General features: G+C 70.9%; 25 protein-coding genes, 3 pseudogenes and 1 riboswitch. Of the genes and pseudogenes, 26 read left to right on the forward strand and 2 right to left on the reverse strand.

Annotated elements, in window-relative coordinates; genetic code table 11:
- The first annotated feature begins 1 nt into the window (after window position 1).
- The 20 genes and pseudogenes from AB0I81_RS22190 to ribD form a co-directional block, all read left to right on the forward strand.
- Complete coding sequence (locus AB0I81_RS22190) at window positions 2-853, forward strand: dihydroorotate dehydrogenase electron transfer subunit (protein ID WP_360659408.1); 852 nt, start codon at window positions 2-4, stop codon at window positions 851-853.
- On the forward strand, window positions 843-1,820 hold the full coding sequence (locus AB0I81_RS22195; protein ID WP_360659410.1) for a dihydroorotate dehydrogenase: 978 nt from the start codon (window positions 843-845) through the stop codon (window positions 1,818-1,820). Before AB0I81_RS22190 ends, AB0I81_RS22195 begins: the two co-directional genes overlap by 11 nt.
- Window positions 1,821-1,845: 25 nt before the next feature.
- Window positions 1,846-2,538, forward strand: a complete 693-nt coding sequence (pyrF, locus tag AB0I81_RS22200; RefSeq protein ID WP_360659412.1) for an orotidine-5'-phosphate decarboxylase — start codon at window positions 1,846-1,848, stop codon at window positions 2,536-2,538.
- 495 nt (window positions 2,539-3,033) lie between these two features.
- Window positions 3,034-3,357, forward strand: coding sequence for an integration host factor, actinobacterial type (gene mihF / locus AB0I81_RS22205; protein ID WP_020541698.1), 324 nt, complete (start codon window positions 3,034-3,036; stop codon window positions 3,355-3,357).
- Between the two features lie 115 nt (window positions 3,358-3,472).
- A complete protein-coding gene (gene gmk / locus AB0I81_RS22210; protein WP_360659802.1) occupies window positions 3,473-4,066 on the forward strand; it encodes a guanylate kinase in 594 nt (197 codons plus the stop codon).
- A gap of 5 nt (window positions 4,067-4,071) precedes the next feature.
- Window positions 4,072-4,341: a DNA-directed RNA polymerase subunit omega gene (gene rpoZ, locus AB0I81_RS22215; protein ID WP_043638590.1), complete on the forward strand. Its 270-nt coding sequence runs from the start codon at window positions 4,072-4,074 to the stop codon at window positions 4,339-4,341.
- Between the two features lie 8 nt (window positions 4,342-4,349).
- Complete coding sequence (gene coaBC, locus AB0I81_RS22220) at window positions 4,350-5,546, forward strand: bifunctional phosphopantothenoylcysteine decarboxylase/phosphopantothenate--cysteine ligase CoaBC (protein WP_360659415.1); 1,197 nt, start codon at window positions 4,350-4,352, stop codon at window positions 5,544-5,546.
- Window positions 5,547-5,679: 133 nt separating this feature from the next.
- Window positions 5,680-6,042, forward strand: coding sequence for a hypothetical protein (locus AB0I81_RS22225; protein WP_360659416.1), 363 nt, complete (start codon window positions 5,680-5,682; stop codon window positions 6,040-6,042).
- A 128-nt stretch (window positions 6,043-6,170) separates the two neighbouring features.
- Entirely contained in the window at window positions 6,171-7,358 is a 1,188-nt protein-coding gene (gene metK, locus AB0I81_RS22230) for a methionine adenosyltransferase (RefSeq protein ID WP_360659417.1), read from the forward strand.
- 515 nt (window positions 7,359-7,873) lie between these two features.
- Entirely contained in the window at window positions 7,874-10,327 is a 2,454-nt protein-coding gene (locus tag AB0I81_RS22235) for a primosomal protein N' (RefSeq protein WP_360659803.1), read from the forward strand.
- Window positions 10,328-10,376: 49 nt separating this feature from the next.
- Entirely contained in the window at window positions 10,377-11,846 is a 1,470-nt protein-coding gene (locus tag AB0I81_RS22240; RefSeq protein ID WP_360659419.1) for a hypothetical protein, read from the forward strand.
- 37 nt (window positions 11,847-11,883) lie between these two features.
- Window positions 11,884-13,230, forward strand: coding sequence for a hypothetical protein (locus AB0I81_RS22245; RefSeq protein ID WP_360659421.1), 1,347 nt, complete (start codon window positions 11,884-11,886; stop codon window positions 13,228-13,230).
- Between the two features lie 346 nt (window positions 13,231-13,576).
- The gene (gene def / locus AB0I81_RS22250) at window positions 13,577-14,125 is read left to right on the forward strand and encodes a peptide deformylase (RefSeq protein WP_360659423.1); all 549 of its coding nucleotides are present in this window, start codon (window positions 13,577-13,579) and stop codon (window positions 14,123-14,125) included.
- A gap of 4 nt (window positions 14,126-14,129) precedes the next feature.
- Complete coding sequence (gene fmt / locus AB0I81_RS22255) at window positions 14,130-15,056, forward strand: methionyl-tRNA formyltransferase (RefSeq protein WP_360659425.1); 927 nt, start codon at window positions 14,130-14,132, stop codon at window positions 15,054-15,056.
- A 41-nt stretch (window positions 15,057-15,097) separates the two neighbouring features.
- Window positions 15,098-15,703, forward strand: coding sequence for a hypothetical protein (locus AB0I81_RS22260; RefSeq protein WP_360659427.1), 606 nt, complete (start codon window positions 15,098-15,100; stop codon window positions 15,701-15,703).
- 16 nt (window positions 15,704-15,719) lie between these two features.
- Entirely contained in the window at window positions 15,720-17,216 is a 1,497-nt protein-coding gene (locus tag AB0I81_RS22265; protein ID WP_360659429.1) for a transcription antitermination factor NusB, read from the forward strand.
- A gap of 347 nt (window positions 17,217-17,563) precedes the next feature.
- Window positions 17,564-18,544, forward strand: a complete 981-nt coding sequence (locus AB0I81_RS22270; protein ID WP_360659433.1) for a phosphatase PAP2 family protein — start codon at window positions 17,564-17,566, stop codon at window positions 18,542-18,544.
- Window positions 18,545-18,771: 227 nt separating this feature from the next.
- On the forward strand, window positions 18,772-19,434 hold the full coding sequence (rpe, locus tag AB0I81_RS22275) for a ribulose-phosphate 3-epimerase (RefSeq protein ID WP_360659435.1): 663 nt from the start codon (window positions 18,772-18,774) through the stop codon (window positions 19,432-19,434).
- A gap of 212 nt (window positions 19,435-19,646) precedes the next feature.
- A complete protein-coding gene (locus tag AB0I81_RS22280) occupies window positions 19,647-20,456 on the forward strand; it encodes an oxygenase MpaB family protein (protein WP_360659437.1) in 810 nt (269 codons plus the stop codon).
- 87 nt (window positions 20,457-20,543) lie between these two features.
- Window positions 20,544-20,674, forward strand: a riboswitch (FMN riboswitch).
- Between the two features lie 109 nt (window positions 20,675-20,783).
- Window positions 20,784-21,434, forward strand: a pseudogene (ribD, locus tag AB0I81_RS22285) (bifunctional diaminohydroxyphosphoribosylaminopyrimidine deaminase/5-amino-6-(5-phosphoribosylamino)uracil reductase RibD); the annotation flags it as partial.
- Between the two features lie 57 nt (window positions 21,435-21,491).
- On the opposite strand, the pseudogene AB0I81_RS22290 reads toward ribD, so the two are convergent.
- A pseudogene (locus AB0I81_RS22290) lies at window positions 21,492-21,614 on the reverse strand (pentapeptide repeat-containing protein); the annotation flags it as partial.
- A gap of 222 nt (window positions 21,615-21,836) precedes the next feature.
- Here AB0I81_RS22290 and AB0I81_RS22295 point away from each other — a divergent pair.
- The 6 genes and pseudogenes from AB0I81_RS22295 to AB0I81_RS22320 form a co-directional block, all read left to right on the forward strand.
- Window positions 21,837-22,268, forward strand: a pseudogene (locus AB0I81_RS22295) (RibD family protein); the annotation flags it as partial.
- Complete coding sequence (locus tag AB0I81_RS22300) at window positions 22,268-22,858, forward strand: riboflavin synthase (RefSeq protein WP_360659439.1); 591 nt, start codon at window positions 22,268-22,270, stop codon at window positions 22,856-22,858. The pseudogene AB0I81_RS22295 and the gene AB0I81_RS22300, both read left to right, overlap by 1 nt.
- Window positions 22,855-23,514, forward strand: coding sequence for a nicotinamide riboside transporter PnuC (gene pnuC, locus AB0I81_RS22305; protein WP_360659441.1), 660 nt, complete (start codon window positions 22,855-22,857; stop codon window positions 23,512-23,514). Before AB0I81_RS22300 ends, pnuC begins: the two co-directional genes overlap by 4 nt.
- A gap of 110 nt (window positions 23,515-23,624) precedes the next feature.
- Window positions 23,625-24,848 carry a bifunctional 3,4-dihydroxy-2-butanone-4-phosphate synthase/GTP cyclohydrolase II gene (locus AB0I81_RS22310; RefSeq protein WP_360659805.1) on the forward strand — a complete coding sequence of 408 codons (1,224 nt, stop codon included), beginning with the start codon at window positions 23,625-23,627 and terminating at the stop codon, window positions 24,846-24,848.
- A 131-nt stretch (window positions 24,849-24,979) separates the two neighbouring features.
- On the forward strand, window positions 24,980-25,447 hold the full coding sequence (ribH, locus tag AB0I81_RS22315) for a 6,7-dimethyl-8-ribityllumazine synthase (RefSeq protein WP_360659442.1): 468 nt from the start codon (window positions 24,980-24,982) through the stop codon (window positions 25,445-25,447).
- Between the two features lie 19 nt (window positions 25,448-25,466).
- A complete protein-coding gene (locus AB0I81_RS22320; protein WP_360659444.1) occupies window positions 25,467-25,934 on the forward strand; it encodes a PH domain-containing protein in 468 nt (155 codons plus the stop codon).
- A gap of 19 nt (window positions 25,935-25,953) precedes the next feature.
- Here the strand turns inward: AB0I81_RS22320 and AB0I81_RS22325 are convergent, their stop codons facing one another.
- The gene (locus AB0I81_RS22325; RefSeq protein ID WP_360659446.1) at window positions 25,954-26,202 is read right to left on the reverse strand and encodes a hypothetical protein; all 249 of its coding nucleotides are present in this window, start codon (window positions 26,200-26,202) and stop codon (window positions 25,954-25,956) included.
- Between the last annotated feature and the right edge of the window lie 112 nt (window positions 26,203-26,314).

Genomic DNA, 26,314 nt, shown 5'->3' on the forward strand with positions numbered 1-26,314 from the left:
GGTGCAGGTGACGGGCACGGTGCTGACCACGCGCCGGGTCGACGCCTACCATGCGCTGACGGTGGTGGCGCCCGGCATAGCCGAGCGTTACCGCCCCGGTCACTTCGTCTCCGTGGCGGTCGGGGGGCCGAACACGTCGATGGTGACGCGCCGCGCGCTGTCCATCCACGACGTGAAGGCCGACTACGGCGGCACGGTCGAACTCGTCTTCACCGCCCGTGGCGCGGGCACCTCCTGGCTCGCCGAGCGGCGCGCCCGTGACACGCTCGACCTGGTCGGGCCGCTCGGGCGCCCGTTCCCGCTGCCGCGCGACCCCGTCCACTGCGTGCTGGTCGGCTCCGAGTACGGCTCCGCCGTGCTGTTCCCGCTGGCCGACGCGCTGCTGGAGCGGGGCTGCCGGGTGGACTTCGTGCTCGGCGGGGCCGGGGCGGAGCGGGTGTTCGGGGCGATGCGGGCCCGGAGGATGGCCGAGACGACCACGCTGACCACCGAGGACGGCTCGCTGGGGCTGCGCGGCAAGGTCACCGACGCGCTGCCCTCGGTGATCGCCGACACGCGGGCCGACGCCGTCTACGCCTGCGCGCCCATGGAGACGCTGCGGGCGGTGACGGCGGTGGGGATGGAGTTCGACATCCCGGTTCAGGTGGCGGTCGAGGAGGCGATGGCCTGCGGGATCGGGGTGTGCATGACGTGCGTGCTGCCCGTCATCGGCGACGACGGGGCGACCAGGATGGTCAGGGCGTGCGCCGAGGGGCCGGTGTTCCGCGGGGAGCGGGTGCGCTTCGAGGACGTGGGAACGATCCCGTTCGACGCGCTCGGCGCCCCCGGAGGCGGTGCACGACATGTCAGTTGATATGCGGACATTTCTGGCGCATGTGGAGCTGGCGAACCCCATCACCACCGCCGCCGGCTGCGCCTCCTCGGGCCGCGAGCTGGCCCAGTTCTTCGACCTGCACCGGCTCGGCGCGCTGACCACCCGCTCCATCACGATGGCGCCGCGCGCTGGCCGGCCCACGCCGCGCATGGCCGAGACGCCCTCCGGCATGCTCAACGCCGTCGGGCTGCAGGGGCCCGGCATCGAGGCGTTCCTGGAGCGCGAGCTGCCCTGGCTGGCACAGCGGGGCATCAAGACCATCGTCTCGATCGGCGGGGGCACCGTCGCGGAGTACTCGGAGCTGGCCAGGAGGCTCGCCGACGCGCCCGGGGTGACCGCGCTGGAGGTCAATCTCTCCTGCCCGAACATGGAGGACCGCGGGCGCGTCTTCGCCCGGGAGGGCAGCGCCGCGGCCGAGGTGATCGCCTCCGTGCGCTCCATCATGCGCTACGACGTGCCCGTCGTCGCCAAGCTCGCGCCCGACGTGGCCGACATCGTCTCGGTCGCCCGCGCCTGCGTGGACGCCGGGGCCGATGCGCTGTCCATGATCAACAACCCGCTGGGCATGGCCATCGACACCGAGGCGCTGCGCCCCTCGCTCGCCGCCGTCACCGGGGGGCTGTCGGGGCCCGCCATCCTGCCGCTGGCCGTACGGTGCGTCTGGCAGGTCCACGCCGCGCTGCCCGGAGTGCCGCTGATCGGCGTGGGCGGCGTCATGACCGGCAGGGACGCCTTCCAGTTCATCCTGGCGGGCGCCTGCGCGGTCGGAGTGGGCACCGCGCTGTTCCACGACCCCTACGCCTGCCTGCGCATCGAACGCGAGCTTGAGGAACTCCTGAGGGCCCGCGGCTTCCAGCGGCTGGCCGACGCCGTCGGCCTGGCGCACCGCCCGCCGGGGAGCGCGCCCCGGCACCTGCTAGTCGATACCGAGGAGAGCACGCCTTGACTCCCGAATCCCTGGAGCGCACGTCTTGACCCCCGCACCGATAGCCGTCGCTCTCGACGCCCCCGACCTGGAGACCGCCGCCCGGTGGGCCGCCCTGGTCACCCCTCATGTCAGCACCGTCAAGGTCGGCCTGGAGCTCTACCTGCGCTACGGGCCCGACGTGATCGCCTCCGTGCGCGGGGCCAGCGGCGTACGCGTGTTCCTCGACCTCAAGCTGCACGACATCCCCAACACCGTCGCCGGGGCCGCGCGGGCGGTGGCGCGGCTGCGGCCCTCGATACTCACCGTGCACGCCGCCGGCGGGCCCGCCATGATCAGGGCGGCGGTGGAGTCCGCGCCGCACACCCAGATCGCCGCCGTGACCATCCTGACCTCGCTGACCGAGGGCGACCTGCAGCGCATCGGGCTCGCCGGTCCCGCCGACGACGCCGTACGCCGGTTGGCAGCGCTGTCGGTCGAGGCGGGCGCGACGGCGCTGGTGTGCTCGCCCAACGAGGTCTCCGCCGTACGGGCGGAGGTGGGCGCGGGGATCACCCTGATCACGCCCGGCGTACGGCCCACCGGGGCCGCCACGCAGGACCAGGTGCGGGTCGCCACGCCGGAGCAGGCGCTGGCCGACGGGGCCGACCTGCTGGTGATCGGGCGGCCCATCACCGGCTCGCCGGACCCGGGCGCGACGGCCGCGGCCATCGCTGCCTCGCTCCGGCGCGCCTCGTGACGGCGTCCGCTGCCCGGCTGCCGTAGGTCCCTGGCGCGTCGAACCGTCCCAGCGGCGCCATCGGCCGCTGATGCACCAAATGACCAATTCGGTGCGAAGGCGGTCAAGGCGCCCCCATGGACGGGGACACGCGCGCGGGATCGAGGACGCGCACGACACGCCCACCGGACTCCGCTAACAAGATCATAAGGCATCCGTGCACGGGGTTGCACGCCAACGCGGGGAAGGGTTTCGGCCCAGGTGCGGAGGGGGTTTCGGACATCGGCCCGGGACTCGAACACGATCACCCTTGCGTTTCGCGACATCGGCGCGACCCGACGCGCGAAGCGAGATGTGAGGACGATTTGATCAGCACAATGTGATTTTACAAACACGGAGAGTGATGAAGTGGATTTTGTGGCGAGAGAAACCGCTCTTGACGTTGCTTAGGGGGCGATGACCAGCTAGTTTCCCTTCCCGTCCGAGTACATCGACAGAAATTCGAGGTGACCCGGCGTGGCTCTTCCTCCCCTGACCCCTGAGCAGCGCGCCGCAGCTTTGGAAAAGGCTGCCAAGGCCCGTAAAGAGCGTGCCGAGGTCAAGAACCGGCTCAAGCATGGCGCGGTTTCTCTGGCTGAGGTGCTCAAGGATGGGCAGACCGACGACGTCATCGGCAAGATGAAGGTGTCGGCTTTGTTGGAATCGCTCCCCGGCGTGGGCAAGGTCCGCGCCAAGCAGCTCATGGAGCGGCTTGCCATCGCCGAGTCCCGCCGCGTGCGGGGCCTCGGCGCGAACCAGAGGGCCTCCCTCGAGCGCGAGTTCGGTGGCAACGAGAGCTAATCTCTGTTCCACACGGAAACGCGGGTTCAACGGGGGGTAGGAAGTGACCGACAGGTCCTGGTCCGGCGATGTCAGTGCCCACGAGGCGGTCGGATCGGGAGCGGAGGTCGGCTTCCTGCCCTTGCTCGAAAGGCGGCTGACGGTCCTGTCAGGACCGTCGGGCGTCGGTAAGTCCACGGTCGTCGCCGAGCTCCGGCGGGCACACCCCGAGGTGTGGCTGTCGGTCTCGGTGACAACCAGGAGGCCCCGGCCCGGCGAGGTCAACGGGGTCCACTACTTCTTCGCCGACGGCGCGGAGTTCGACCGGCTGGTCGAGGCCGGCGAGCTGCTCGAATGGGCGGAGTTCGCGGGCAACCGCTACGGCACGCCGCGCGAGCCGGTGCTGAAGAAGCTGGCCGAGGGTGTGCCGACGCTGCTTGAGATCGACCTTGAGGGCGCCAGGCAGGTGCGGGCGAGCATGCCGGAGGCGCTGCTGGTGTTCCTGGCCCCGCCCACCTGGGAGGAGCTGGAGAGAAGGCTGCGCGGGCGCGGCACCGAGCCCGAGGACGTCATCGCCCGGCGGCTGGCGGCCGGACGGGTCGAGATGGCCGCCGAACCCGAGTTCGACCTCACCCTGGTGAACACGACCGTCCACGACGTGTGCCATCGGCTGATAGCCTTGATGACTGACCCTCAGGGGGTCACGACAACCACCAACCGAGAGGTCTGACAATCGTGGCAGGCACCACCCCGGCCGCGGAGGGCATCACCAACCCGCCGATCGACGCGCTGCTCGACATCGTCGACAGCAAATACTCCCTGGTGATCATGGGTGCCAAGCGCGCCCGCCAGATCAACGCCTACTACTCCCAGCTCGGCGAGGGCCTGCTGGAGTACGTCGGGCCGCTGGTCGAGACGCACGCACAGGAGAAGCCGCTGTCCATCGCGCTGCGCGAGGTCTCCGAGGGCCTGCTCAACGCCGAGCCCATCGAAGGCGCGGTCTGACCCCTTCGATGCAGGTCGTCCTGGGCGTCAGCGGCGGCATCGCCGCGTACAAGGCATGTGAGCTGCTTCGGCTGTTCACCGAGTCCGGGCACGGGGTGCGGGTCGTGCCGACCCGCGAGGCCCTCAACTTCGTCGGCGCGCCCACCTGGGCCGCCCTGTCGGGCAACCCCGTCTCGGCCGAGGTGTGGGACGACGTCCACGAGGTGCCCCACGTGCGCATCGGCAAGCGGGCCGACCTCGTGGTGGTGGCGCCCGCGACCGCCGACGTACTGGCCAAGGCGGCGCACGGGCTGGCGGGCGACCTGCTCACCAACACGCTGCTGACGGCCACCTGCCCGGTCGTGTTCGCGCCCGCGATGCACACCGAGATGTGGCAGCACCCGGCCACCCGCGCCAACGTCGCGACGCTGCGCGAGCGGGGCGCCATCGTGATCGATCCGGCCGTGGGCCGGCTCACCGGGGCCGACACCGGCCCCGGGCGGCTGCCCGACCCCGCCGAGATCTTCCAGGTCTGCCTGCGCGTGTCGCGCGGCAGGCCCCGTGACCTGGCCGGCCAGAAGATCGTCGTCTCCGCGGGCGGCACGCGCGAGGCCATCGACCCCGTCCGCTACATCGGCAACCGCTCCTCCGGGCTGCAGGGCTACGCCCTGGCCCGCACGGCCGCGGCCAGGGGCGCCGAGGTGACGCTGGTGGCGGCGAACGTCAACCTTCCCGATCCCGCCGGGTCCACGGTGGTGCGGGTGGAGTCGACGGCCGAGTTGCGCGAGGCCGTGCTGGCGGCCTCCGGCTCCGCCGACGTGGTCGTGATGGCCGCCGCGGTGGCCGACTTCCGGCCCGCCACGCGGCACGACGTCAAGATCAAGAAGACGGACGGCGAGCCCGAGGCGATCCCGCTCGTCAAGAACCCCGACATTCTTGCCGAACTGGGCGCGCGCCGCCGGGACGAGGTGGGCGCGGGGCCGCGGGTGCTCGTGGGGTTCGCGGCCGAGACGCACGACGTGCTCGCCAACGGGCAGGCCAAGCTCGCGCGCAAGGGCTGCGACCTGCTGGTCGTCAACCAGGTGGGGGAGGGGCTGGCCTTCGGGGTCCCCGACAACGCGGCGACCGTGCTGGTGGCGGGCGGTGAGCCGGTGGAGGTGCCGTTCGGGCCCAAGGAGGATCTGGCCGACGCTGTGTGGGATCTGGTGGCCGTACGGCTGCGCTGAAAAGCTGAGAAGCTGGCAAATCGGGAAACGGACAGTTCCCCCTTTGGCGTACAAAGCGTGTAGCTCCGATTACTCGATCACCTGTTGCAACATCTGCCTATGCCTGCGGATACTTAGGGCAAAGGGGGATGGAATGCCGGTGGGGTCTGCTGTCCGGGATCGTTGTCGAACGCTGCTCGGTGACCAAGGGGAAATCCACTACGTCTTTCCCGCGTTCTCGGAAGGACCGGCCGGGACGGGGAACTTCCTCGTCGTGGTCACCGGGGCCGCCATATCGGTGCTGGCCACCAGGACACTCAGGACCGATCGGCCGGTGTCGGTGTTCGCGGAGTTCCCGCGGCACACCCGGCTCGGCCCGATCCTGCCGGGAAACGTACTCGAGTTGGGCTCGATGGTCTTCGAGTTCGATGAGGAGTACGCCGCGGTGATCTCGGCGGCCGACGCGGAGATCTTCGCGCCGGAGACCTTGCCACCGGATCCGCTGCCGGAGCTCTGAGGAGGGCCATATGGTGGACAGTTTCGCGACCTGGCGCATTGTAGGGCTAGACTTCGGCGAGGCCCGTCCATGCCCATTGGTCCCGGGCCTTTCATCCGTCAGCAGCCGCTGCATGAGGAGCCACTGAGTTGTCCCGTCGCCTGTTCACCTCCGAGTCGGTCACCGAAGGCCACCCGGACAAGATCGCCGACCAGATCAGTGACGCGATTCTCGACACCATGCTCAAGGACGACCCCAAGAGCCGGGTCGCCGTCGAGACGCTGATCACTACCGGCCAGGTCCACGTCGCAGGCGAGGTGACGACCGAGACCTACGTCGACATCCCCGGAGTCATCCGCGAGAAGATCCTGGAGATCGGTTACGACGCCTCCCACAAGGGCTTCGACGGCGCCTCCTGTGGCGTGTCGGTGTCCATCGGAGCGCAGTCGCCCGACATCGCCCAGGGTGTCGACGACGCCTACGAGCACCGCGTGGACGGCGACATCGACGAGCTCGACCGCCAGGGCGCCGGCGACCAGGGCCTCATGTTCGGCTACGCCTGCCGCGAGACCCCCGAGCTGATGCCGCTGCCGATCACGCTGGCCCACCGGCTGTCGCAGCGCCTGTCCGAGGTGCGCAAGAGCGGCACGGTGCCCTACCTGCGTCCCGACGGCAAGACCCAGGTCACGATCGAGTACGACGGCGACACGCCCGTGCGTCTCGACACCGTCGTGGTCTCCACGCAGCACGCCGCCGAGATCGACCTCAAGGAGATGCTGACGCCCGACATCAAGGAGCACGTGGTCGACCCCGTGCTCGCGGGCCTCGACATCGACATCGAGGGCTACCGCCTGCTGGTCAACCCGACCGGCCGCTTCGAGATCGGCGGCCCCATGGGCGACGCCGGCCTCACCGGGCGCAAGATCATCATCGACACCTACGGCGGCATGGCCCGCCACGGTGGCGGCGCTTTCTCCGGCAAGGACCCGTCCAAGGTCGACCGCTCGGCCGCCTACGCCATGCGCTGGGTCGCCAAGAACGTCGTCGCGGCCGGGCTCGCCGACCGGTGCGAGGTGCAGGTGGCGTACGCGATCGGCAAGGCCCAGCCGGTCGGGCTGTTCGTGGAGTGCTTCGGCACCGAGAAGGTTTCGGTGGAGAAGATCCAGGAGGCCGTGCTGCAGGTGTTCGACCTGCGTCCGGCCGCGATCATCCGCGACCTGGACCTGCTGCGGCCGATCTACTCCGAGACGGCCGCTTACGGGCACTTCGGCCGCGAGGGCTTCTCCTGGGAGTCCACCGACCGCGCCGAATCCCTCCGCACGGCGGCGGGCCTCTAACGATTCTTTTCTTTCTGCCGCCTCCTGTCTTCAGGGGCGGCAGAGGGTGCGTTCCACAGGTCCATCCTTTACGGCTCCGCGCGGGAGGGTCCACTCACCGCACGGGGCCGGCCTCTGTCCAGGGGGACGCTCACCGGGCGGGCGTGGCCGGGCACCGTGACGCGCGCTCTGTGGGCCGTGGTCGTGGTGATTTCGTCCCTCGCCCTCGCCCTCGTCCGGGAGATCCGCTCCTGCGTGAGCAGCCTTCAGCATGAGTGCGCGAGCAGCGTCAGCGTGAAGACGTGAGCTGGCTCAGCGTGGGGACGTGTGCAGGCTCAGCGTGGGGACGTGTGCAGGCTCAGCGTGGGGACGTGAGCAGGCTCGTGCGCGTACGGCAGGATCGGATCACCAGGACCTTCCAGGAGGCTCGCCGCGTGGGGACGCGGGCCGATGTCGCGGGCGTCGGGGTGGTGGCGGTCTGGTAGACCTTTTGCGTGACCCACTCCTCCGACGACGCCCTCCTGCCGCTCGAAGCCGTGCGGCCCGCGACCTCGTCGAAGGACACCAGGGGGGCCGTGGTCTCCGCGCCCGAGAACCCCGTGGCGCGGGTGGCCGTGGACAGCCCGCTGCCGCACCTCGACCGGCCCTTCGACTACCTCGTCCCCGCCCCCATGCACGAGACGGCCCAGCCGGGAGTGCGGGTGCGGGTGCGGTTCGCGGGCAAGCTGGTTGACGGGTTCCTGCTGGAGCGGGTGCCGGAGAGCGAGCACGAGGGCAAGCTGGCCCCGCTCGAACGCGTGGTCTCGCCCGAGCCGGTGCTCACCTCGGAGATCGCCGGCCTGGCCAGGGCGGTCGCCGACCGGTACGCGGGCACCCTGGCCGACGTCCTGCGCCTGGCCGTACCACCTCGCCACGCCAAGGTCGAAGGCGAACCCCCGAAGTCCGAGCCGCCCCCGCAGCCCGGGGCTGCCACGTCTGGGACTGCGATGTCCGTGGCTGCGACGTCCGGGGCTCCGACATCGGCGGCTCCGCAGTCCGGGGCTTCGGCGTCGGAGGCTCCGCAGTCCGATGCTCCTCAGTCCGTGCCGCCCCCGAAGTCCGAGGCTCCGAAATCGGAGCCGTCCCCCAAGCCCGAGGCTCCGCAGGCCGTAGTTCCGCAGTCCGAGCCGCCCCCGCAGTCCGAGGCCCAGAATGCCCCGTCTCAGCCCAGCCCGTCCGGGGCGCGTAACGGCCCGGACCGCCCCGCCGTCGAGGCTGAGCCGCCGGAGGCTGCGTCCGGTCTCGCTGAGAAGACGGGTTCGTCGGCGGAGTCGCGGGTGCCGGGTCCGAGCGCCTGGGATGCGTACCCGACCGGACCCTCCTTCCTCGACGCGTTGCAGCACGGGCGGACGCCTCGGGCCGTGTGGTCGGCGTTGCCTGGAGCCAAGGGGTGGGCCGGGGCCGTGGCGGAGGCCGTGCGTGCGACGCTCGACGGTGGCAGGGGAGCGGTCGTCGTGGTTCCCGACGGCAAGGACGTGGCGCTGGCAGACGCCGAGTTCGCGCGGATCCTCGGTCCCGGCAGGCACGTGGCGCTCACCGCCGACCTGGGGCCTGCGGAGCGGTACCGGCGGTGGCTGAAGGCGCTGAGAGGGCAGGTGCGGGCCGTCGTGGGCACCAGGGCCGCCATGTTCGCCCCGGTCGCCGACCTCGGCCTGGTGGCCATCTGGGACGACGGGGACGACCTGCACGCCGAGCGCCTGGCACCGTACCCGCATGCCCGGGAGGTGCTCGGGCTGCGCGCGCACCGCAGCGGCGCGGGGATGCTGATCGGCGGCTACGCGCGTACCGCCGAGGCCACCCAGCTCGTCGCCGCCCGCTGGGCCAGGCCGATCGTGGCCGCGCGTACGACGATCAGGGGCCTGGCGCCGCGCGTGCGGCCCGCGGGCGAGGACGCCGAACTGGCCAAGGACCAGGCGGCCCGGCAGGCCCGCCTGCCCAGCATCGCCTGGCGGGCCCTGCGGCACGGGCTGGACAGCGGCCCGGTGCTGGTGCAGGTGCCCAGGCGCGGCTACCTGCCCTCGCTGGCCTGCCAGCACTGCCGAGCCCCCGCCCGCTGCGTCCTGCCCCCCACCCGCACGTCCACCTCCCGTGACGCCGACCACCATGGTGCCGAGCCGCTGGACGGCCGTTCCTATGCCCCACAGGGCAGGCAGGAGGAGGCTGGGCCGGGTGGGGCAGGGTCGCTGTGTCATGGTCCGCTCGCGCTCAGAGGTGGCCACGCGGCCCCGTACTGCCGCTGGTGCGGAAGGGTGGACGCGGACTGGCGGTGCCCGTCCTGCGGCAGCCCCCGGCTGCGGGCGGTGGTGACGGGCGCCAGGCGCACGGCCGAGGAGCTCGGCAGGGCCTTCCCCTCCGTGCCGGTGCGCACCTCGGGCCGCGACGGCGTCCTGGCCACGGTGCCCGCCGGTCGCGCGCTGGTCGTCGCCACCCCGGGCGCCGAGCCGGTGGCCGAGGGAGGCTACGCGGCGGCCGTGCTGCTGGACGGGTGGGCGCTGCTCGGGCGCGCCGATCTGCGGGCGTCGGAGGAGACGGTACGCCGGTGGATGAACGCCGCGGCCCTCCTGCGTCCCGGCGCGGAACTGGTGGTGCTCGGGGACGCCGGGCTGCCGGCCGTACAGGCTCTGCTCAGGTGGGATCCGATCACTCACGCCGAGCGCGAACTCGGCGATCGTGCCGAGCTGGGGTTCCCGCCCGCGGTGCGGATGGCCACGCTCACCGGCGCGGCCAGTGCGGTCAGGCAGATGCTGGAAGAGGTACGCCTGCCGCCCGACGCCCAGGTGCTCGGCCCCGTGCCGGTGGACGAGTCCGGCCAGGAACGCGCCATGATCCGGGTACGCAGGGCCGGCGGCGCGGCGCTGGCGGCGGCGCTCAAAGGGGCCGTTGGGGTGCGTGCGGCCCGCAAGACGCCGGATGTCGTGAGGGTGAGTGTCGACCCGCTCGACCTGATTTAGACCGTTTCCCCGATTCGCTCATCCGATGGCCAGCCGTTAGCGTGCCCCTGTGTCGATCGAATGGGTGAACCAAGCCATCGACGATCTGCGCGCTTGGGGGCGCGTGCGGGAAGTCGAAGTGGACGCGGACGAGGTCCGCCTGCTCTGCGACTACGCCAGCGACTACCTCAACGTCAACGAACTGGGCGATTTCACTGCCGAGACCTTCGACGAGCTGCTGCTGTCCATCTATCCGCGCAAGGTCATCGCCCCTCCGGAGAGCGCCCAGGAGTCCGTCGCCGCCGCCCGTACCCTCGTCGCCTACCTCGACGAGGCGGGCAAGGCGAGCGGCGACACGGTGGCGCGGATGCGCGAAAGGCTCGACGACATCGCGCTGCGCATGCCCGACGCGCTCGCCGACACGGCGAACTTCGGCATGGCCAAGAGCCTGTTCAGCTCCATCGGCCCCGAGTCGCTCGAGCAGTCGATCGCCATCCCCTCCGGCGAGCTGCCCGACCTGGGCGAGGCGCCCTGCGACTGCCCGGGGTGCACGCCGCTGCCCGCCGTACGGCTGGCCGCGCCGCAGGACCTGCTGACCGCGCTGGAGAGCGTGCCGACAACGGACGAGGAGCCGCCGCCCGCCGGCGGCGATCCGCTGGAGGCGTGGGCGCGGCGCGTCGCCCGCATCCTCGAACAGGACACCGGCGGCGCCGTCACCGGCCATGCGGAGCTCGACGAAGGGCTCTACGACCTGTTCGACATGCTCTACCGGCTCCAGGTGCGGGTCCCCGTCAGCGTGATCGGCGACTACCTCGACGATCTCGCGGGCGACGGTGAGATCGACCTGGCCGCCGTGCTCGGCCGGCTGAAGCGTACCGGGCTGATCCGGGTCGAAGGCGACACCGCCGAGTTGCCGCCGCTGGCCGTCTGGGCGCTGCGCGAGCACTACCTCGCGCTCGGCATCGACGCCCCCCAGGCCCCCGACCTGGCCGAGGCCGACGCGCGCGGGCTCATCGAAGGGCTGCTCGAAGGCGTGCCGACCGAGATCGCCGAGGACGACATCGACCGCTGGTTGTCCGGCCGCGCCTCCGGCGAGGCCGCCGCCGAACTGCTGGCCGCCGCCTCGGGCGCGCCCGCCGTGGCGCGCGGCATCGCCATCACCATCGTCGACCGGCTCGGCGCCGAGGCCGAGCCCGCGGTGCGCGGCCACCTCGACGACCAGGAGCTGCGGCCGCACGTCATCCACTGGCTGGCCGCCAGGAAGCTGCCCGCGCCGCCGCTGACCCAGGAGGAGCTGCTGTGGGTCAGCGTCGACATGCTCGCCCTGGCCATGCCCGCGGCCGAGGAGGACCCCGACAACTTCGCCGCGAACATGGCGGCCTCCGGCCCGTCCGCCCATCTCATCGAGGAGATGTGGCGGGTCGATCACCCGGACGTCGTCGAGGTGCTCGAACTGCTGGGACGTTCCATGCAGGACGGCGCGGTGGCCAAGGCGGCGCGCAAGGCGGCCTTCAAAGCCCGCTCCCGAGCCATCCGTTGAGTACGCTCCTGTGACCGGTGTGCAGTAAGTTTCGTGGGTGGCAAACAATGTCTTCGACCTCGCCGAGCTGCGCAAGCTGATCGATGAGCAGGCCGCCGTGCCTCCACGGCCACCTGAGGAGACTCCGGTGGAGCGGGAGGCGCTGACGTTCCCGCCGGTCCCGCTGGCGTCCGACGCGGAGCTGGCCAGGGCCGTGCCCACCGTGCCGCTCGTGGCCGACGCCATCAGGCTCACCACCTGGACGGGCACCCGGCAGGTGCGGCCGGAGGGGCATCTCAACGAGGCCGACGCCGCGCTCGCGGCCAAGGAGCTCGGCCTGACGGCCGCGCGGCTCAGGCTGGTCTGGATCGTCGCGGTCAACACCGGCCTGGTGCAGATCCTCGGCGGCCGGGCCTCGCGGGGGCCGCTGTCGATGCAGCTCACGGTCGAGGCCACGCTGGAGTTCTGGGACGGCGTGGTCATGGACGTGCTCGACCGCGCCGACGATGGCCTGACCGGGTCCGCCGTGGTCGACGGCCACCTGGCCGAGATGCTCGCCACGATCTACTCCGTACGGTCCGGCGTGGCCACCGCCAACCTCGCCCGCGGCATCCTGCAGTCCCACGAGGTCGCCTGCGCGCCCGGCGCCGCCGAGATGCGCAAGATCGCCGCCGCCCTGCCCGCCGAACTCCTTGAGGCGTTGAGCCTGCTGACCTACTGCGGCCTGGTCGAGCAGACGGCCGCGGGCCGTACGGCGCTGACCCCGCTCGGCGTCTGGGCCGTCCGCCGCGACCTGCTGCGCGAGGGGCACGACGCGCCGACCGCCGCCGAGGTGGAGGTCTTCGCCGACCTCTCGGCCGCCGAGCTGGTGGAGGCCCTGGTCAAGGGCAGCGCCACGCAGAGCGCGGTGGCGGGCTGGCTGGAGCGCCGCTCGCCCGAGTCGGCCGCCCGCGACCTGGTCGAGATCGCCTCATCCGGTACGGCGGGCCAGCGCGGCGCCGTGGGCGCGATCCTGGAGGAGCTCGGACCGGAGGCCGAGGCGCCCGTCAGGCAGGCACTCGGCCATCCGCTGATGCGCCGCTACGCCGCCTCCTGGCTGCACATCCGCGACCTCGACGCGCCGACCCTCAGCTCCGAGGACCACACCTGGATCGCGGTCGACTCGCTGGCGGCGCTCATGCACCTGTCGGGTCCCGCCGCCGGCCGGATCGACCCGCCGGAGCCCGGCGAAGACCTGATCAAGCTGGTGGGCGAGATGCCCGCGGTCGGCCATCCCGACACGATCGCCGTACTCGACATGCTCGCCACCGCCCACGACGACAAGGCCGTGGTGAAGGCGGCGCGCAAGGCGGCGATGAAGGCCCGCTCACTGGAACACGCCCGCACGGCCGACAACGGCCGGTAACCCCGCACGACGACCGGCACGACGACCGGCACGACGACCGGCACGACGACCGGCACGACGACCGGCACGACGACGCACACGACGACCGGCGACCGGCGACCGCGACACTGCGCAGGGCGGCCTCGGGCGTACGTGCAGCGGCAGGCGGCCCGGCGCACAGCGGTCGTCAGTTCGCGCTCGCGGCGGCCGGGGGCGCGCCGGGCGGTGGTCCGTGCGGCGGTCTGCAACCCGTGCGGACAGGCGGCTGGAGCCGTGCCGGGCGAGGAGCACTCGCGCAGGGCCGGTAGCGGACGCTCACCTACACTAAACTGGGCTGATCCACGCCCCGAGAAACGGAGTGACCCCCTTGGCGATCCAGTCGATCCGGCTGTTCGGAGACCCGGTGCTGCGCACCCCGGCGGCCCCGGTCGTCGACTTCGACAAGGAGCTGCGCAAGCTGGTCAAGGACCTTACCGACACGATGATGGACGCTCCAGGCGCGGGCCTGGCGGCCCCGCAGATCGGTGTCGGGCTGCGGGTGTTCACCTACTACGTGGACGAGCAGGTCGGCCACCTGATCAACCCCGACCTCGACCTGTCCTCCGATCTCGACGAGGAGGGCGAGGAGGGCTGCCTGTCCTTCCCCGGCCTGTCGTTCCCGACGCCGCGATCGATCCGCGCCGTCGCCAAGGGCTTCAACATGCACGGCGAGCCCGTCACGCTGGAGGGCACCGACCTCATGGCCAGGTGCTTCCAGCACGAGACCGACCACCTCGACGGCATCCTGTTCATCGACCGCATGGACCCCAAGCAGCGCAAGCTGGCCATGAAGGCCGTGCGCGAGGCGGAGTGGAGCGGCCTGTCCGCCCCCGTCATCAGGGTCTCGCCGCACGCCACCGGCGGAAGGGCGCTCTGAGAGCATGCGTCTGGTCTTCGCGGGCACGCCCGAGACGGCACTGCCGTCGTTGCGCACTCTGATCGACTCGACCCGGCACGAGGTCGTGGCGGTCATCACCCGCCCCGACGCCCAGTCGGGCCGCGGCCGCAAGGTCCACCCCTCGCCGGTGGCCGACCTCGCGGAGGAGGCCGGGATCGAGGTGCTGCGCCCGCAGAAGGCCGGCGACCCCGCCTTCCTCGACCAGCTGCGCGCCCTGGAGCCCGACTGCTGCCCGGTGGTGGCCTACGGCGCGCTGCTGCCGCAGTCGGCGCTCGACGTGCCCCGGCACGGCTGGATCAACCTGCACTTCTCGATCCTGCCCGCATGGCGCGGCGCCGCGCCCGTACAGCACTCGATCCTGCACGGTGACGAGATCGGCGGGGCGAGCACGTTCCAGATCGTCAAGGAGCTCGACGCCGGGCCGGTCTACGGCGTGGTGACCGAGGAGATCCACACCTCCGACACGAGCGGGGCGCTGCTGGAGCGGCTGTCGGTCTCGGGCGCCGGTCTGCTCGCCGCCACCCTCGACGGCGTCGAGGACGGCACCCTGGAGGCCCGTCCGCAGCCGGCCGACGGGATCACCCTCGCCCCCAAGATCACTGTCACGGACGCCCGCGTCGACTGGACCAAGCCCGCCCGGCACATCGACCGCCTGATCCGGGCCTGCACCCCCAATCCCGGGGCGTGGAGCGAGTTCAGGGGGCAGCGGGTGAAGGTCGGGCCTGTGCGGGTGGTTCCCGGGGAGCGGCTGGAGCCCGGTGAGATTGCCGCGGACAAGACATCCGTGCTGGTCGGGACGGCTACCGATACGGTGGAGCTGAGCGAGGTGCAGCCGCAGGGCAAGCGGTTGATGGGGGCCGTGGAATGGGCCCGAGGGGTTCGCCCAGAGGGTAAAGAGGTCTTCAAGTGACTGACCGTGTCGATCTTGGTTCAGACGGTAACATCGTCGCCATGACTACAACCAGTAGCGAAGCGATCGCTCTTATAGCGCGGATGGACAATCTGCGCGAAGACCAGGATGTCGCCTTCAAAGTCCTTGGCGACGTGCGAGAGGACTCCCGGGAGATCCGGAGGCACACGTTCCGGATCGAGCACAGCATGGACAAGGCGCACGGGAAGATGGTGCGCATCGAGGAGAAGGCCAGCAAGGCGCTGAAGCTGGGAGAGCAGCTCGGAGAGAAGATCGACGTCCTGACGGGTCGGTTCGACGGTCTGGAGGGTCGGTTCGACGTCCTGACGGGTCGGTTCGACGGTCTGGAGGGTCGGTTCGACGTCCTGGAGGGACGGTTCGACCGTCTGGAGGGTCGGTTCGACGGTCTGGAGGGTCGGTTCGACGGTCTGGAGGGTCGGTTCGACGTCCTGGAGGGACGGTTCGACCGTCTGGAAGGGCGATTCGATGCCCTGGACGGTCGGGTCACGGTGCTGGAGGCCGACGTGGCTGAGCTCAAGACGGACGTCAAGGGGCTCAAGGCGGACGTCAAGGAGCTCAAGACCGGCATGGTCAATGTCACGGCGCTCCTCGGGCAGGTGCTCGACAGGTTGCCGCCCAAGGCGTGAGTGAAGGTTTGAGGGGATGAAAACCAGGGGGCATCAGGGGGCTGGCGGCAGGGGCGGCGACAGCCGTGCGAGTAGGCCACGCAGACCCGCGCGCGACCCAGCGCGCAACGCGGCCTTCGACGTCGTGCGCGCGGTGGACGAGCGCGACGCGTACGCCAACCTGCTTCTGCCGCGCCTCCTTCGCGATCGCGGCATCAAGGGACGAGATGCCGCGCTTGCCACCGAGCTCGCGTACGGGACGCTGCGGGGGCTCGGCACCTACGACGCCATCATCGAGATGTGCAGCGACCGCGCGCCCGATCCGGACGTGCGCGACGCCCTGCGGCTCGGCGCTCACCAGCTCCTGCGCATGCGCGTCCCGCCGCACGCCGCCGTCGGCACCACCGTGGATCTCGTACGCCTGCGCATCGGTCCCGGCGCGGCCAAGTTCGTCAACGCGGTGCTGCGTAAGATCGGCTCGCGGACGATCGAGGAATGGGTGCCCATCGTCGCGCCTGACCCGGCCGACGACCCCGTCGGGCATCTCGCGGTCGCCTACGGCCATCCCCGCTGGATCGTCTCGGCCTTCCGTGACGCCCTGGGTACGGCCGAGGAGATGGCCGACCTGCTCGACGCCGACAACGCCCGGCCCCTGGTGACGCTGGTGGCGCGGCCGGGGCGCAGCTCGGTGGAAGAGCTTGAAGAGGTGGGCGCGATGCCTGCCCGCTACTCGCCGTACGCCGCCTACCTGCGCGAAGGCGATCCGGGGCAGATCGACGCCGTGGCCGAGACCCGCGCGGCCGTTCAGGACGAGGCCAGCCAACTGGTCGCACTTGCCCTCACCCGGGTGCCGGTCGATGGCGACGGGGACGAGCGGTGGCTCGACATGTGTGCGGGCCCCGGCGGCAAAGCGGGCCTCCTGGACGCCATCGCCACCCACGGCGACCTGGCAGGACTGAGCGCCGAGGCCGACGAGAGCAAGGGCTCCTCCTCCGCGAGGAGCACCGGCCCCTCCGCGGATGGCGCCGAGGCTTTTCCTGGTGGGGCGCGGCTGGTGGCCGCCGATGTGCAGTATCACCGGGCGCGGCTGGTCTGGGAGACCACCAAGGTGGCGTCGGTGCTCACCGCCGACGGTACCGAGCCGGCGTGGCGGGAGGGCGTGTTCGATCGGGTCATGCTCGACGCTCCCTGTACTGGGCTCGGCGCGCTGCGGCGGCGGCCGGAGGCGCGATGGCGGCGCGATCCGTCGAGCATCGCCGAGCTGGGCAAGTTGCAGCGGCGACTGCTTGAGACCGCGCTGGACGCCGTGCGGCCCGGAGGCGTGGTGGCCTACGTGACCTGCTCCCCGCATCTGGCCGAGACCAGGGTTGTGGTCGGTGATGTCGTGGGGCGCAGGAAGGACGTCGAGCCGCTTGATGCGCGTGACTACCTGCCCGAGGTGGAGGAGCTCGGAGAGGGGCCGCACGCCCAGTTCTGGCCCCACCGCCACGGCACCGACGCCATGTTCCTGGCCCTGCTCCGCAAGCTGTCCTGACACGACGGGGCATGCCGTTGCGGTGCGCCGAATGGTGTGAGGTGCGGCCGTGTACAGTCCGCGTTCTGGTGTGATGCGCGGTCGCGTACAGTCCGCGTCTTAATGTGATGCGCAGTCGGCTACGGTGCGCGTCTTGATGTGACGCGCGGTCGGCTACGGTCCGCGTCTTGATGTGACGTGCGGCCGCGAACAGTTCGCGTCTTGGTGTGGCGCGCGGTCGCGATGGTTGTGCGTTGTGGTGTCGTGGGTTGGGCGTTGTGTGTGGCTTGCGGGATGAGAGGGGCCTGTGACGTGCCGGAAGGCGGGTTATGTGGCGCTTCGGGGGTGCATGTGATCCGATCGACGACGTGGACTTCCTGGATGACCTTCATAAAGCGGAACTTGCACCGATCATCTGGCTGCAGAACTGGCCCGATGTTGTCGAGCCTGTGCTGCAGCTGGTGTCGGTGCTGGGCACGGACACGTTCTTCCTGCTCTGCCTGCCCGTGCTCTACTGGTGCGTCAACCCCGCGCTCGCCCTGCGGCTCGGCCTGACGGTTCTGCTGGCCGCCGCCACGAACGCGATCGGCAAGCTCGTCGCACACCAGCCCAGGCCGTACTGGATCGACTCCCGGATCCACCCGCTGTCCATCGAGCAATCCTTCGGGCTGCCGTCCGGGCACGCGCAGATCGGCACCGCGGGCCTGGGCAGGCTCGCGGCGATGGCGGGCAGGCCCTGGGCGTGGTGCACGGCGGGGGCGATCGTCGCGCTGGTGTGTCTGAGCAGGCTGTACCTGGGCGTGCACTTCATCTCGGACGTGGTGGCCGGCGTGCTGCTCGGGCTGGCGGTGCTGCTGATCGTCAGCAAGCTCGAACGGCCCGCGACGGCCTGGTGGCGAAGGCAGGAGCTGTGGGCCCAGCTCACCGTCTCCTTGATGCTCTCCGGCGCGCTGATCGGCGTCGCCGCGCTGGCCAACGTCCCGTACGCCGGGTGGGCGCCGCCGCCGAGCTGGAGCTCGGCCGGGACGATCGATCCGGAGAGCATGGACACGGTCATCACCATGGCAGGCGTGCTGCTCGGGACGCTGGCCGGCACGTCGATCATGTACCGGCTCGGCTGGTTCGACGCAGGCGGGGCTTTCGGGTTGCGGGCCGCCCGCTGGGCGCTCGGCACGGTCGTGGCGGTGCTCATCTGGTACGCCGAGCGCGAAGTGCTGCCGCAGAACGGCTTGGGGACCTATGTCGGGTACGCGTTGCTGACGCTCTGGGTGCAGGTCGGAGCCCCGGTGCTGTTCATCAGGCTCGGGCTGATGAGCAGGGCGGGCAAGGCGCGGGCCGTGGTGCACTGACACTGGCGGCAGGCGTGCCGGGGCGAGGATGTCAGGGGTGTGCGAGGCGGGACTGGCCGAAGGTGCGTCGGTGTGGCAGAGCGGGGTGTGCTGGGGGCGGGGGTCGAAGGTGTGTCGGGTGTGGCAGGCCGGGGTGTGCAGGGGCGTAGGGGCGAGGCGGGCGGGTGAAGGGGTTGTGGGTGTGCCGGGCGCGGGGGTTGTGGGTTCTTCAATAGACTTGGCGCATCATGGCCGTACAGATCTCGCCCAGCATCCTCGCCGCCGACTTCGCCAGGCTCGCCGATGAGGCGGCCGCCGTGCCGAACGCCGACTGGCTGCACGTCGATGTCATGGACTACCACTTCGTGCCCAACCTGACCCTCGGGCTGCCCGTGGTCGAGGCGCTGCGCAAGGCGACCGACACCCCGCTCGACTGCCACCTCATGATCGCCGACCCCGATCGCTGGGCGCCGCAGTACGCGGAGGCGGGTGCGGGCAGCGTGACCATTCATGCCGAGGCGGCCAGGGCGCCCATTCGTACGCTGCGCGAGATCCGGTCGCTCGGCGCCAGGGCGGGTCTGGCGCTCAACCCGGCCACGGCCGTCGAGCCGTACGAAGATCTGCTCGGCGAGGTCGACATGCTGCTGCTGATGACGGTCGAGCCGGGGTTCGGCGGGCAGAAGTTCCTCGATGTCGTGCTGCCGAAGGTGCGGCGGGCCCGGGAGCTCATCGGGCGGCATGGCGGGCGGGTCTGGTTGCAGGTCGATGGCGGTGTGGACGCCGGTACGATCGAGCGCTGCGCCGAGGCGGGGGCCGATGTGTTCGTGGCGGGCAGCGCGGTCTACGGGGCATCGGACCCGGTGGCCGCGATCGACGAACTGCGCGCCGCCGCCAACCGCGCCATCTCCTGAGCCCCTGAGCCCTCGCCCCTCTGAGCCCTCGCCCCTCTGAGCCTCTGGCCTCTTGAGCCGCCGATCCTTGTGGAAGTCCTTGGTGGCGCGCGCTTGGAGTCGGCGCAATGCATGAGGCCGGCTGTCGAGGTCCTGCGCGCCGCGCCCCGGAGCGCCTGCGCCGCCGTAAGTTCCTGACATGAAGCGGTGTTCGAGCGGGTAAGTCCTCACTTATGAGCGACCATGGGATCTTCGGGCCCCGCTCGGTGACGTGGCGGGTGATGGGTGAGCCGATCCTGCTTGTGGGTGGTATTCGCGCGCTGCTGATGCAGGGCCTGCATCCGAGGGCCATGCGCGGCGTGCTGCAGAACTCCGCGCTCATGGATCCGCAGGAGGCGTGGTCGCGGTTCGTACGGACCACCGAGTTCGTACGGGTGCGCACCTACGGCACCCACGACGAGGTCGAGCGCGCCGGTCGCCGGGTTCGCAAGATCCATGCCATGCTGACCGCGCACGACCCCGACACCGGCCTCACCTTCCGCCTCGACGAGCCCGACGCGCTGCGCTGGGTGCATGTGGGCGAGGTCGACTCCTACCTGTCGGTGGCCCGCCGTGCGGGGGTGCGGCTGAGCGACGAGGAGGCGGACACGTTCGTGGCCGAATGGCAGCGGGCGGCCGAGGTTGTGGGGCTGGTGCCGCAGGACGTGCCCGGCTCGGTGGCCGAACTGCGCGACTACATCGAGGCCGAACGCCCGGGGCTGCGTTTCGTACCAGAGGCGGCCCATCCGTTGCGCTTGTCGCTGAACGCCCCGCTCCCGCGCCTGCTGACGCCGCTCAAACCGGCCATGCCCGCACTGACGCTGCTGGCCTTCGCCACGCTGCCGCGCTGGGCCAGACGCCTGTACGGGCTGCCCGCCACGCCGGTCGGCGACCTGTGGGCCACCGCGACGCTGCGTACCCTGCACACCGGGATCGGCCTGGTTCCCGGGCAGGTCCGGTACAGTCCGGCGGCGCGTCGCGCGCACCGGCTCATGGCCGCGTGAAGCTGATTAGAAGCGAGCGCTTGGTCAAATAAGGAGGGGTGGTCGCGCGCTCCGTTGTCGGCATGGCAGACTGGTAATGAAGAGAGCTAGCGTGCTCCGGGGTCGGTGAAAGTCCGAACCGGCGGTTACAGTCCGCGACCCGGCCGATGCCATCGGCCGGTTGACCTGGTGAAATTCCAGGACCGACGGTTAAAGTCCGGATGGGAGGAAGCGCGCGAGGTGTCCGGTGTCCCAGCCGGGCGCCTGCCGTGGTGCATGAGTATGCGCCATGGCGAGATTCCCCGGGGCCCGCCGTGGCTTGCAGCTACTGGCGAGTAGGAGACCCGGGTGGAGATACCCCCGCAGGACGCCGCCCACATGGCGCGCGCCGTCGAGCTGGCCGGGCACGGTCATGGCACCACCAGCCCCAACCCCGTCGTGGGCTGTGTCGTGCTCGACGCCGCCGGGCAGGTCGCGGGCGAGGGCTTCCACGCGTACGCGGGCGGGCCGCACGCCGAGGTCGTCGCGTTGGCACAGGCGGGGGAGCGGGCCAGGGGCGGCACCGCGTACGTGACACTCGAACCCTGCGACCACACCGGCAGGACGGGGCCGTGCAGCCTCGCGTTGCTGGAGGCCGGGGTGGCGCGCGTGGTGATCGCCGTGTCCGATCCCAACCCGAAGGCTGCCGGGGGCGCCCGGCGGCTGCGGGCCCATGGCGTCGCGGTCACCTCCGGGGTGCTGAGCGAGGCGGCGGAGCGGGTCAACGAGGAGTGGCTGACCTGCGCGCGGCTCGGGCGGTCCCACGTGACATGGAAGTTCGCCGCCACTCTCGATGGCAGGTCGGCCGCCGAGGACGGCACCAGCCAGTGGATCACCTCGCCGGAGGCGCGGGCCGACGTGCACCGGATGCGGGCCGCCGCCGACGCGATCCTGGCCGGCATCGGCACGGTCCTGGCCGACGACCCCCACCTCACGGCCCGCCCCGCTGCCGCCACGGCCCCTCACGCCCCACAGGCTGGCGTCCCAGAAGTCGGCATCTCGCAGGCGGGCGTCGCACAGGCGGGTGTCCCAGAGGCGGGTGTTCCGCAAACGGGCGTCCCGCAAACGGGCGTCCCGCAAACGGGCGTCCCGCAAACGGGCGTCCCGCAAACGGGCGTCCCGCAAACGGGCGTCCCGCAAACGGGCGTCCCAGGGGCGGGCCTCCCACAGGTCGGCTCCGAGGCCGTGCCTGCCCGGCCCGGCTTCCTGGGTGCTGGCTTCGGCAGCGGTGCGCGGTCCGGGGCGGAAGACCGTGGCGGTGCTGGGGTGGAAGGCTACGGCGGTGCTGGGGCCGGGGTGGAGGGCCGCGGTGAGGCTGGGGTGCGGGGTGGTGGGGTGGGTGGAGGTGCGCGGGTGCCGGTGCGGGTTGTGGTGGATGCCGAGGGTAGGACGCCGCAGGAGGCCCGGGTTCTCGATGAGTTGGCGCCCACGATCGTCGCCGTGGCCGAAGACGCCGAGACCGCGCTCAAGGCCGACCTCCTGCGCCTGCCCCGCCGCGACGGCGGCCTCGACCTGGACGTCCTGCTCCGTGAGCTGGCCGCGCGCGGGATTGTCAGCGTGTTCCTGGAGGGCGGGCCGACGCTGGCCGGCGCGTTCGTCAGGCAGGGGCTGGTCGATCGGGTGGTCGCGTACCTGGCCCCGGCCCTGCTCGGCTCGGGGCGGACCGCGCTCGGCGCGGCGGGTGTGGGCACGATCGGCGAGTTGCATCGCCTGACCTTTGACGAGATTTCCCCCATCGGGCCGGATGTACGGCTGATCGCCCGGCCCGCGATCCAACCAGGCAGGGAGAAGTGATGTTCACCGGAATCATTGAGGAAAAAGGCGGAGTGGTGGCCATCGAGCGGGCGGGCGGCGGAGCCCTGCTGTCGGTGCGCGGGCCGGTCGTCACCTCCGACGCGCGGCACGGCGACTCGATCGCGGTCAACGGCGTGTGCCTCACGGTCGTGGAGGTCAAGGACGAGGTGTTCACCGTGGACGTGATCAGGGAGTCGCTGGACCGCAGCTCCCTGGGCGGCCTGGCCGAGGGCTCGGCGGTGAACCTGGAGCGCGCCGTACGCGCCGACCAGCGCCTTGGCGGCCACATCGTACAGGGCCATGTGGACGGCACGGCCGTGCTGCTGTCCCGCGACCCCGGCGAGAGCTGGGACGACCTGCGCTTCTCGATGCCGGAGGCGCTGGCCCCCTACATCGCGGAGAAGGGCTCGATCGCCATCGACGGAATCAGTCTGACGGTCACGACGGTTGACGACGAAAGCTTCGGCGTGAGCCTCATCCCGACCACGCTGAAGCTCACCACGATGGGTGAGCGTCAGGTGGGCGACGTGGTGAACATCGAGGTCGACGTGATCGCGAAGTATGTGGAGAGACTGGTGGTCAGACAATGAACTGGGCAGAGGCCGGATTCGCGGTGTTCGGCACCCACGTGCTCTGGACCGACCTGGTGGGCAACATCGCCGCGCTGGCCACGGTACTGCTGGCCATGCGCAAGTCGATGTGGACGTGGCCGGTGCAGTTCACCGGGGCGGTGTTGTTGTTCATCGCCTCGATCAGCGCGCACATCACCGGCAACGCGCTCAAGCAGGCGTTGTTCGCCGGACTGGCGATCTACGGCTGGTGGGCGTGGCGGCGCGGCACGCAGGGCGGCAAGCAACTGGCCATCAGGCCCGCCGCGATGGGGGAGCGGCTGACGCTGATCGGCGTCATGCTGCTGGGCACCGTCGTGATCGCGTTGTTGTTCTACGCCACCGGGCTGTCGTGGGGCGCGAGCGTGCCGCTGCCGGAGGGCGCGTTCCTGGTGGCGGCCGACGCCTACATCTTCGTCGGCAGTGCCATAGCGACCTGGGCACAGGGGAGGGCCTTGGTGGACTTCTGGATCATATGGGTGGCCGTGGACCTGGTGGGGGTGCCGCTGGCGTTCAGTTCGGGGCTGGTGGTCTCCGGGGCCGTGTACGGGGTGTTCCTGGTGCTGGTCCTGATCGGGTTCGCCAAGTGGCTGCGGGAGTACCGCGCCACGGGCGTGGGAGTGGCGGTGGCGCAGTGAGCGACGACAACATCAAGGCAGCAGTGAGCAACGGCATCAAAGCAGACGACATCAAAGCAGACGACATCAAAGCAAACGGCATCACATCAGACGGCATCAAGGCAGACGGCATCGAAGCAGACGACATCAAGCTCGATCCGATCGAGCGCGCGATCGAGGACATCCGTGCCGGCAAGGCCGTGGTGGTCGTGGACGACGAGAGCAGGGAGAACGAGGGCGACCTCATCTTCGCCGCGGCCAAGGCCACGCCGGACCTGTGCACGTTCACGATCAGGCACACCAGCGGCATGATCTGCGTGGCCATGGAGGGCAAGGAGCTCGACCGGCTCGGCCTGCCGCTCATGGTCTTCAACAACAAGGAGCGCATGCGCACGGCGTACACGATCACCGTGGACGCCCGCGACGGCGTCTCCACGGGCATCTCCGCGGCCGACCGGGCCCAGACCATCCGCACGCTGGCCGACTCGGCCACCGAGCCCAACGAGCTGGTACGCCCCGGGCACGTCTTCCCGCTGCGCTACCACGAAGGAGGCGTGCTGGCCCGGCGCGGTCACACCGAGGCGGCCGTGGACCTGGCCAAGCTGGCCGGGTTGTCGGGGGCGGGCGCGCTGGCCGAGGTGGTCAACGACGACGGCACGATGTCCCGGCTGCCCGAGTTGCGCAAGTTCGCCGATGAGCACGATCTCGCGCTGGTCTCCATCGAGCAGCTGGTCAACTACCGGCGGCGGGCCGAGAGCATGGTCACCAGGGTCGCCGAGACCCGGCTGCCGAACACGTACGGGATGTGGCGGGTCTACGGCTACGCCAGCGCCCTGGACGGCGGCGAGCACGTCGCGCTCGTCTTCGGCGACCTGGACGACGGCGAGAACATCCTGGTCAGGGCGCATTCCGAGTGCCTGACCGGCGACGTGTTCGGCTCGCTGCGCTGCGACTGCGGAGTGCAGCTCGATCACGCCATGTCGGCCATCGCGCAGGAGGGCCGCGGCGTGGTCGTGTACCTGCGCGGGCACGAGGGCCGGGGGATCGGCCTGCTGGCCAAGCTCAAGGCCTACAGCCTGCAGGACAACGGCAGCGACACCGTGGACGCCAACGTGGAGCTCGGGCTGCCGGTGGACGCGCGGGAGTTCTCCAACGCGGGCCAGATCCTGGCCGACCTCGGGGTCAAGTCGGTCCGGCTGCTCACCAACAACCCGGCCAAGCTCAAGGGCATGGACGGGTACGGCATCAAGGTGCTCGGCCGCGAGCCCATGCCCGTCGCCATGAACCCCTACAACGAGCGTTACCTGAAGGCCAAGCGCGAGCGCCTCGGCCACGACATCTCGGAGGCTTCATGAAAGCGCGATGCGGGGAGACCGCATGAGCGGCATGGAAGCCCGATGCGGGGAGACCGCATGAGCGGCATGGAAGCCCGATGCGGGGAGAGCGAGCGCGTGAGCGGCATGGAAGTGCGATGCGGGGAGAGCGCATGAGCGGCGAAGGACGGCCGGGCGTCACGGCGCCCGACGCGGCGGGGCTGACGGTGGGAGTGGTGGCGGCGAGCTGGCACGCCAAGATCACCGACCAGCTCGTCTCCCGCGCCGTGCAGGCGTGCGACGACAGCGGCGCCACCGCGACCGTGGTAAGGGTGCCGGGCTCGCTGGAGATCCCGGTCGTCGCCCAGGCCCTGGCCCGCAGGTGTGACGCGGTGGTCGCGCTGGGCGCGGTGATCCGCGGCGAGACGGCGCACTTCGAGTACGTGTGCGACTCGGTGACGGCCGGCCTGACCCGGATCTCGCTGGACGAGCGCACGCCGGTCGGCAACGGCGTGCTCACGTGCGAGACGATGGATCAGGCACTCGACCGCTCGGGCCTGCCGGGGAGCAAGGAAGACAAGGGTTACGAGTCGGCCGTCGCCGCGCTCGAGACCGCACTCCTCCTGAGAGACCTCCCCTGACCTACGGTAGGTTTCCCTCGTGTCAGAGCCTGTGTCCCCTCCGCCCACCGCCGCGTCCCTGCCCATCGTCTGGCGTCCGCGCCGGGGAAGGATCGTCGCCTACGGTTTCGCCGTCGTGCTCGTACTCGGGGCGGTGGTGATGGCGATCTACATCGCCGAGCCGTTCAAGCTGCCCGACCGGGTGGCGATCGTGGCGTTCGGCTGCGCGCTGGCGTGGATCCTGCACCGGCTGGGACGGGTGCGGGTGGAGGCGGACGAGAGTGGCCTCACGATCGTCAACGTCGGCCGCACCCACCAGGTCACCTGGCCGGAGGTCATGGACGTGACGCTGCTGGTGGGGGATCCGTGGCCGCGGATCGACCTGTCGGACGGGAGCACCGTGGGGGCGATGGGCATCCAGGGAGCCGAGCGGGAGCGCGCCCGCCAGGCCACGGACGAACTGGAGGCACTGATCCGTGAGCGCGGCGAGGCCCACCAGGAGGGCTAGAAGAGGCCCGCCAAGAGGGCTAGACCGGCTCGATGAAAAGGTCGTCCACTGTGTCGACCGTGAGGATGCGGATCAGCCACTGCTGGAGAAGTTCGAGGTCGTCGCAGGTGGAGATGGCTTCGCGCTTCTCCTGGCTGATCCACAGGAAGCGCGTCTGCAGGGCGATGTCGATCGCTCTGCGGGCCGCGGTGATCTTGCGCTGCTGTCTGGCCTCCGGGGACACGTGGTGGTCGTCCCAGGATTCCGGCATGCCGGGGGGAATGGGCATCAGTCCTCTCGCCTTCTCATTGGGTGAGCAGGATCTTACATGGCGTGACGGTCACTCCGGGTGAATATCGCCGAAGCGGGTGTCGACGTAGCCTGAAGGCGTGCTGCGGCGG

This window comes from Nonomuraea sp. NPDC050404, assembly GCF_040655495.1.
Lineage (GTDB): Bacteria > Actinomycetota > Actinomycetes > Streptosporangiales > Streptosporangiaceae > Nonomuraea.

What these genes read in the sequence shown, in the direction of transcription:
- AB0I81_RS22195 (WP_360659410.1), top strand. Translation starts at nt 843, where the DNA reads ATGTCAGTTGATATGCGGACATTTCTGGCGCATGTGGAGCTGGCGAAC.
- coaBC (WP_360659415.1), top strand. Translation starts at nt 4,350, where the DNA reads ATGCAGGTCGTCCTGGGCGTCAGCGGCGGCATCGCCGCGTACAAGGCA.
- AB0I81_RS22225 (WP_360659416.1), top strand. Translation starts at nt 5,680, where the DNA reads ATGCCGGTGGGGTCTGCTGTCCGGGATCGTTGTCGAACGCTGCTCGGT.
- fmt (WP_360659425.1), top strand. Translation starts at nt 14,130, where the DNA reads ATGCGTCTGGTCTTCGCGGGCACGCCCGAGACGGCACTGCCGTCGTTG.
- AB0I81_RS22260 (WP_360659427.1), top strand. Translation starts at nt 15,098, where the DNA reads ATGACTACAACCAGTAGCGAAGCGATCGCTCTTATAGCGCGGATGGAC.
- AB0I81_RS22265 (WP_360659429.1), top strand. Translation starts at nt 15,720, where the DNA reads ATGAAAACCAGGGGGCATCAGGGGGCTGGCGGCAGGGGCGGCGACAGC.
- rpe (WP_360659435.1), top strand. Translation starts at nt 18,772, where the DNA reads ATGGCCGTACAGATCTCGCCCAGCATCCTCGCCGCCGACTTCGCCAGG.
- AB0I81_RS22280 (WP_360659437.1), top strand. Translation starts at nt 19,647, where the DNA reads ATGAGCGACCATGGGATCTTCGGGCCCCGCTCGGTGACGTGGCGGGTG.
- AB0I81_RS22300 (WP_360659439.1), top strand. Translation starts at nt 22,268, where the DNA reads ATGTTCACCGGAATCATTGAGGAAAAAGGCGGAGTGGTGGCCATCGAG.
- pnuC (WP_360659441.1), top strand. Translation starts at nt 22,855, where the DNA reads ATGAACTGGGCAGAGGCCGGATTCGCGGTGTTCGGCACCCACGTGCTC.
- ribH (WP_360659442.1), top strand. Translation starts at nt 24,980, where the DNA reads ATGAGCGGCGAAGGACGGCCGGGCGTCACGGCGCCCGACGCGGCGGGG.
- AB0I81_RS22325 (WP_360659446.1), bottom strand. Translation starts at nt 26,202, where the DNA reads ATGCCCATTCCCCCCGGCATGCCGGAATCCTGGGACGACCACCACGTG.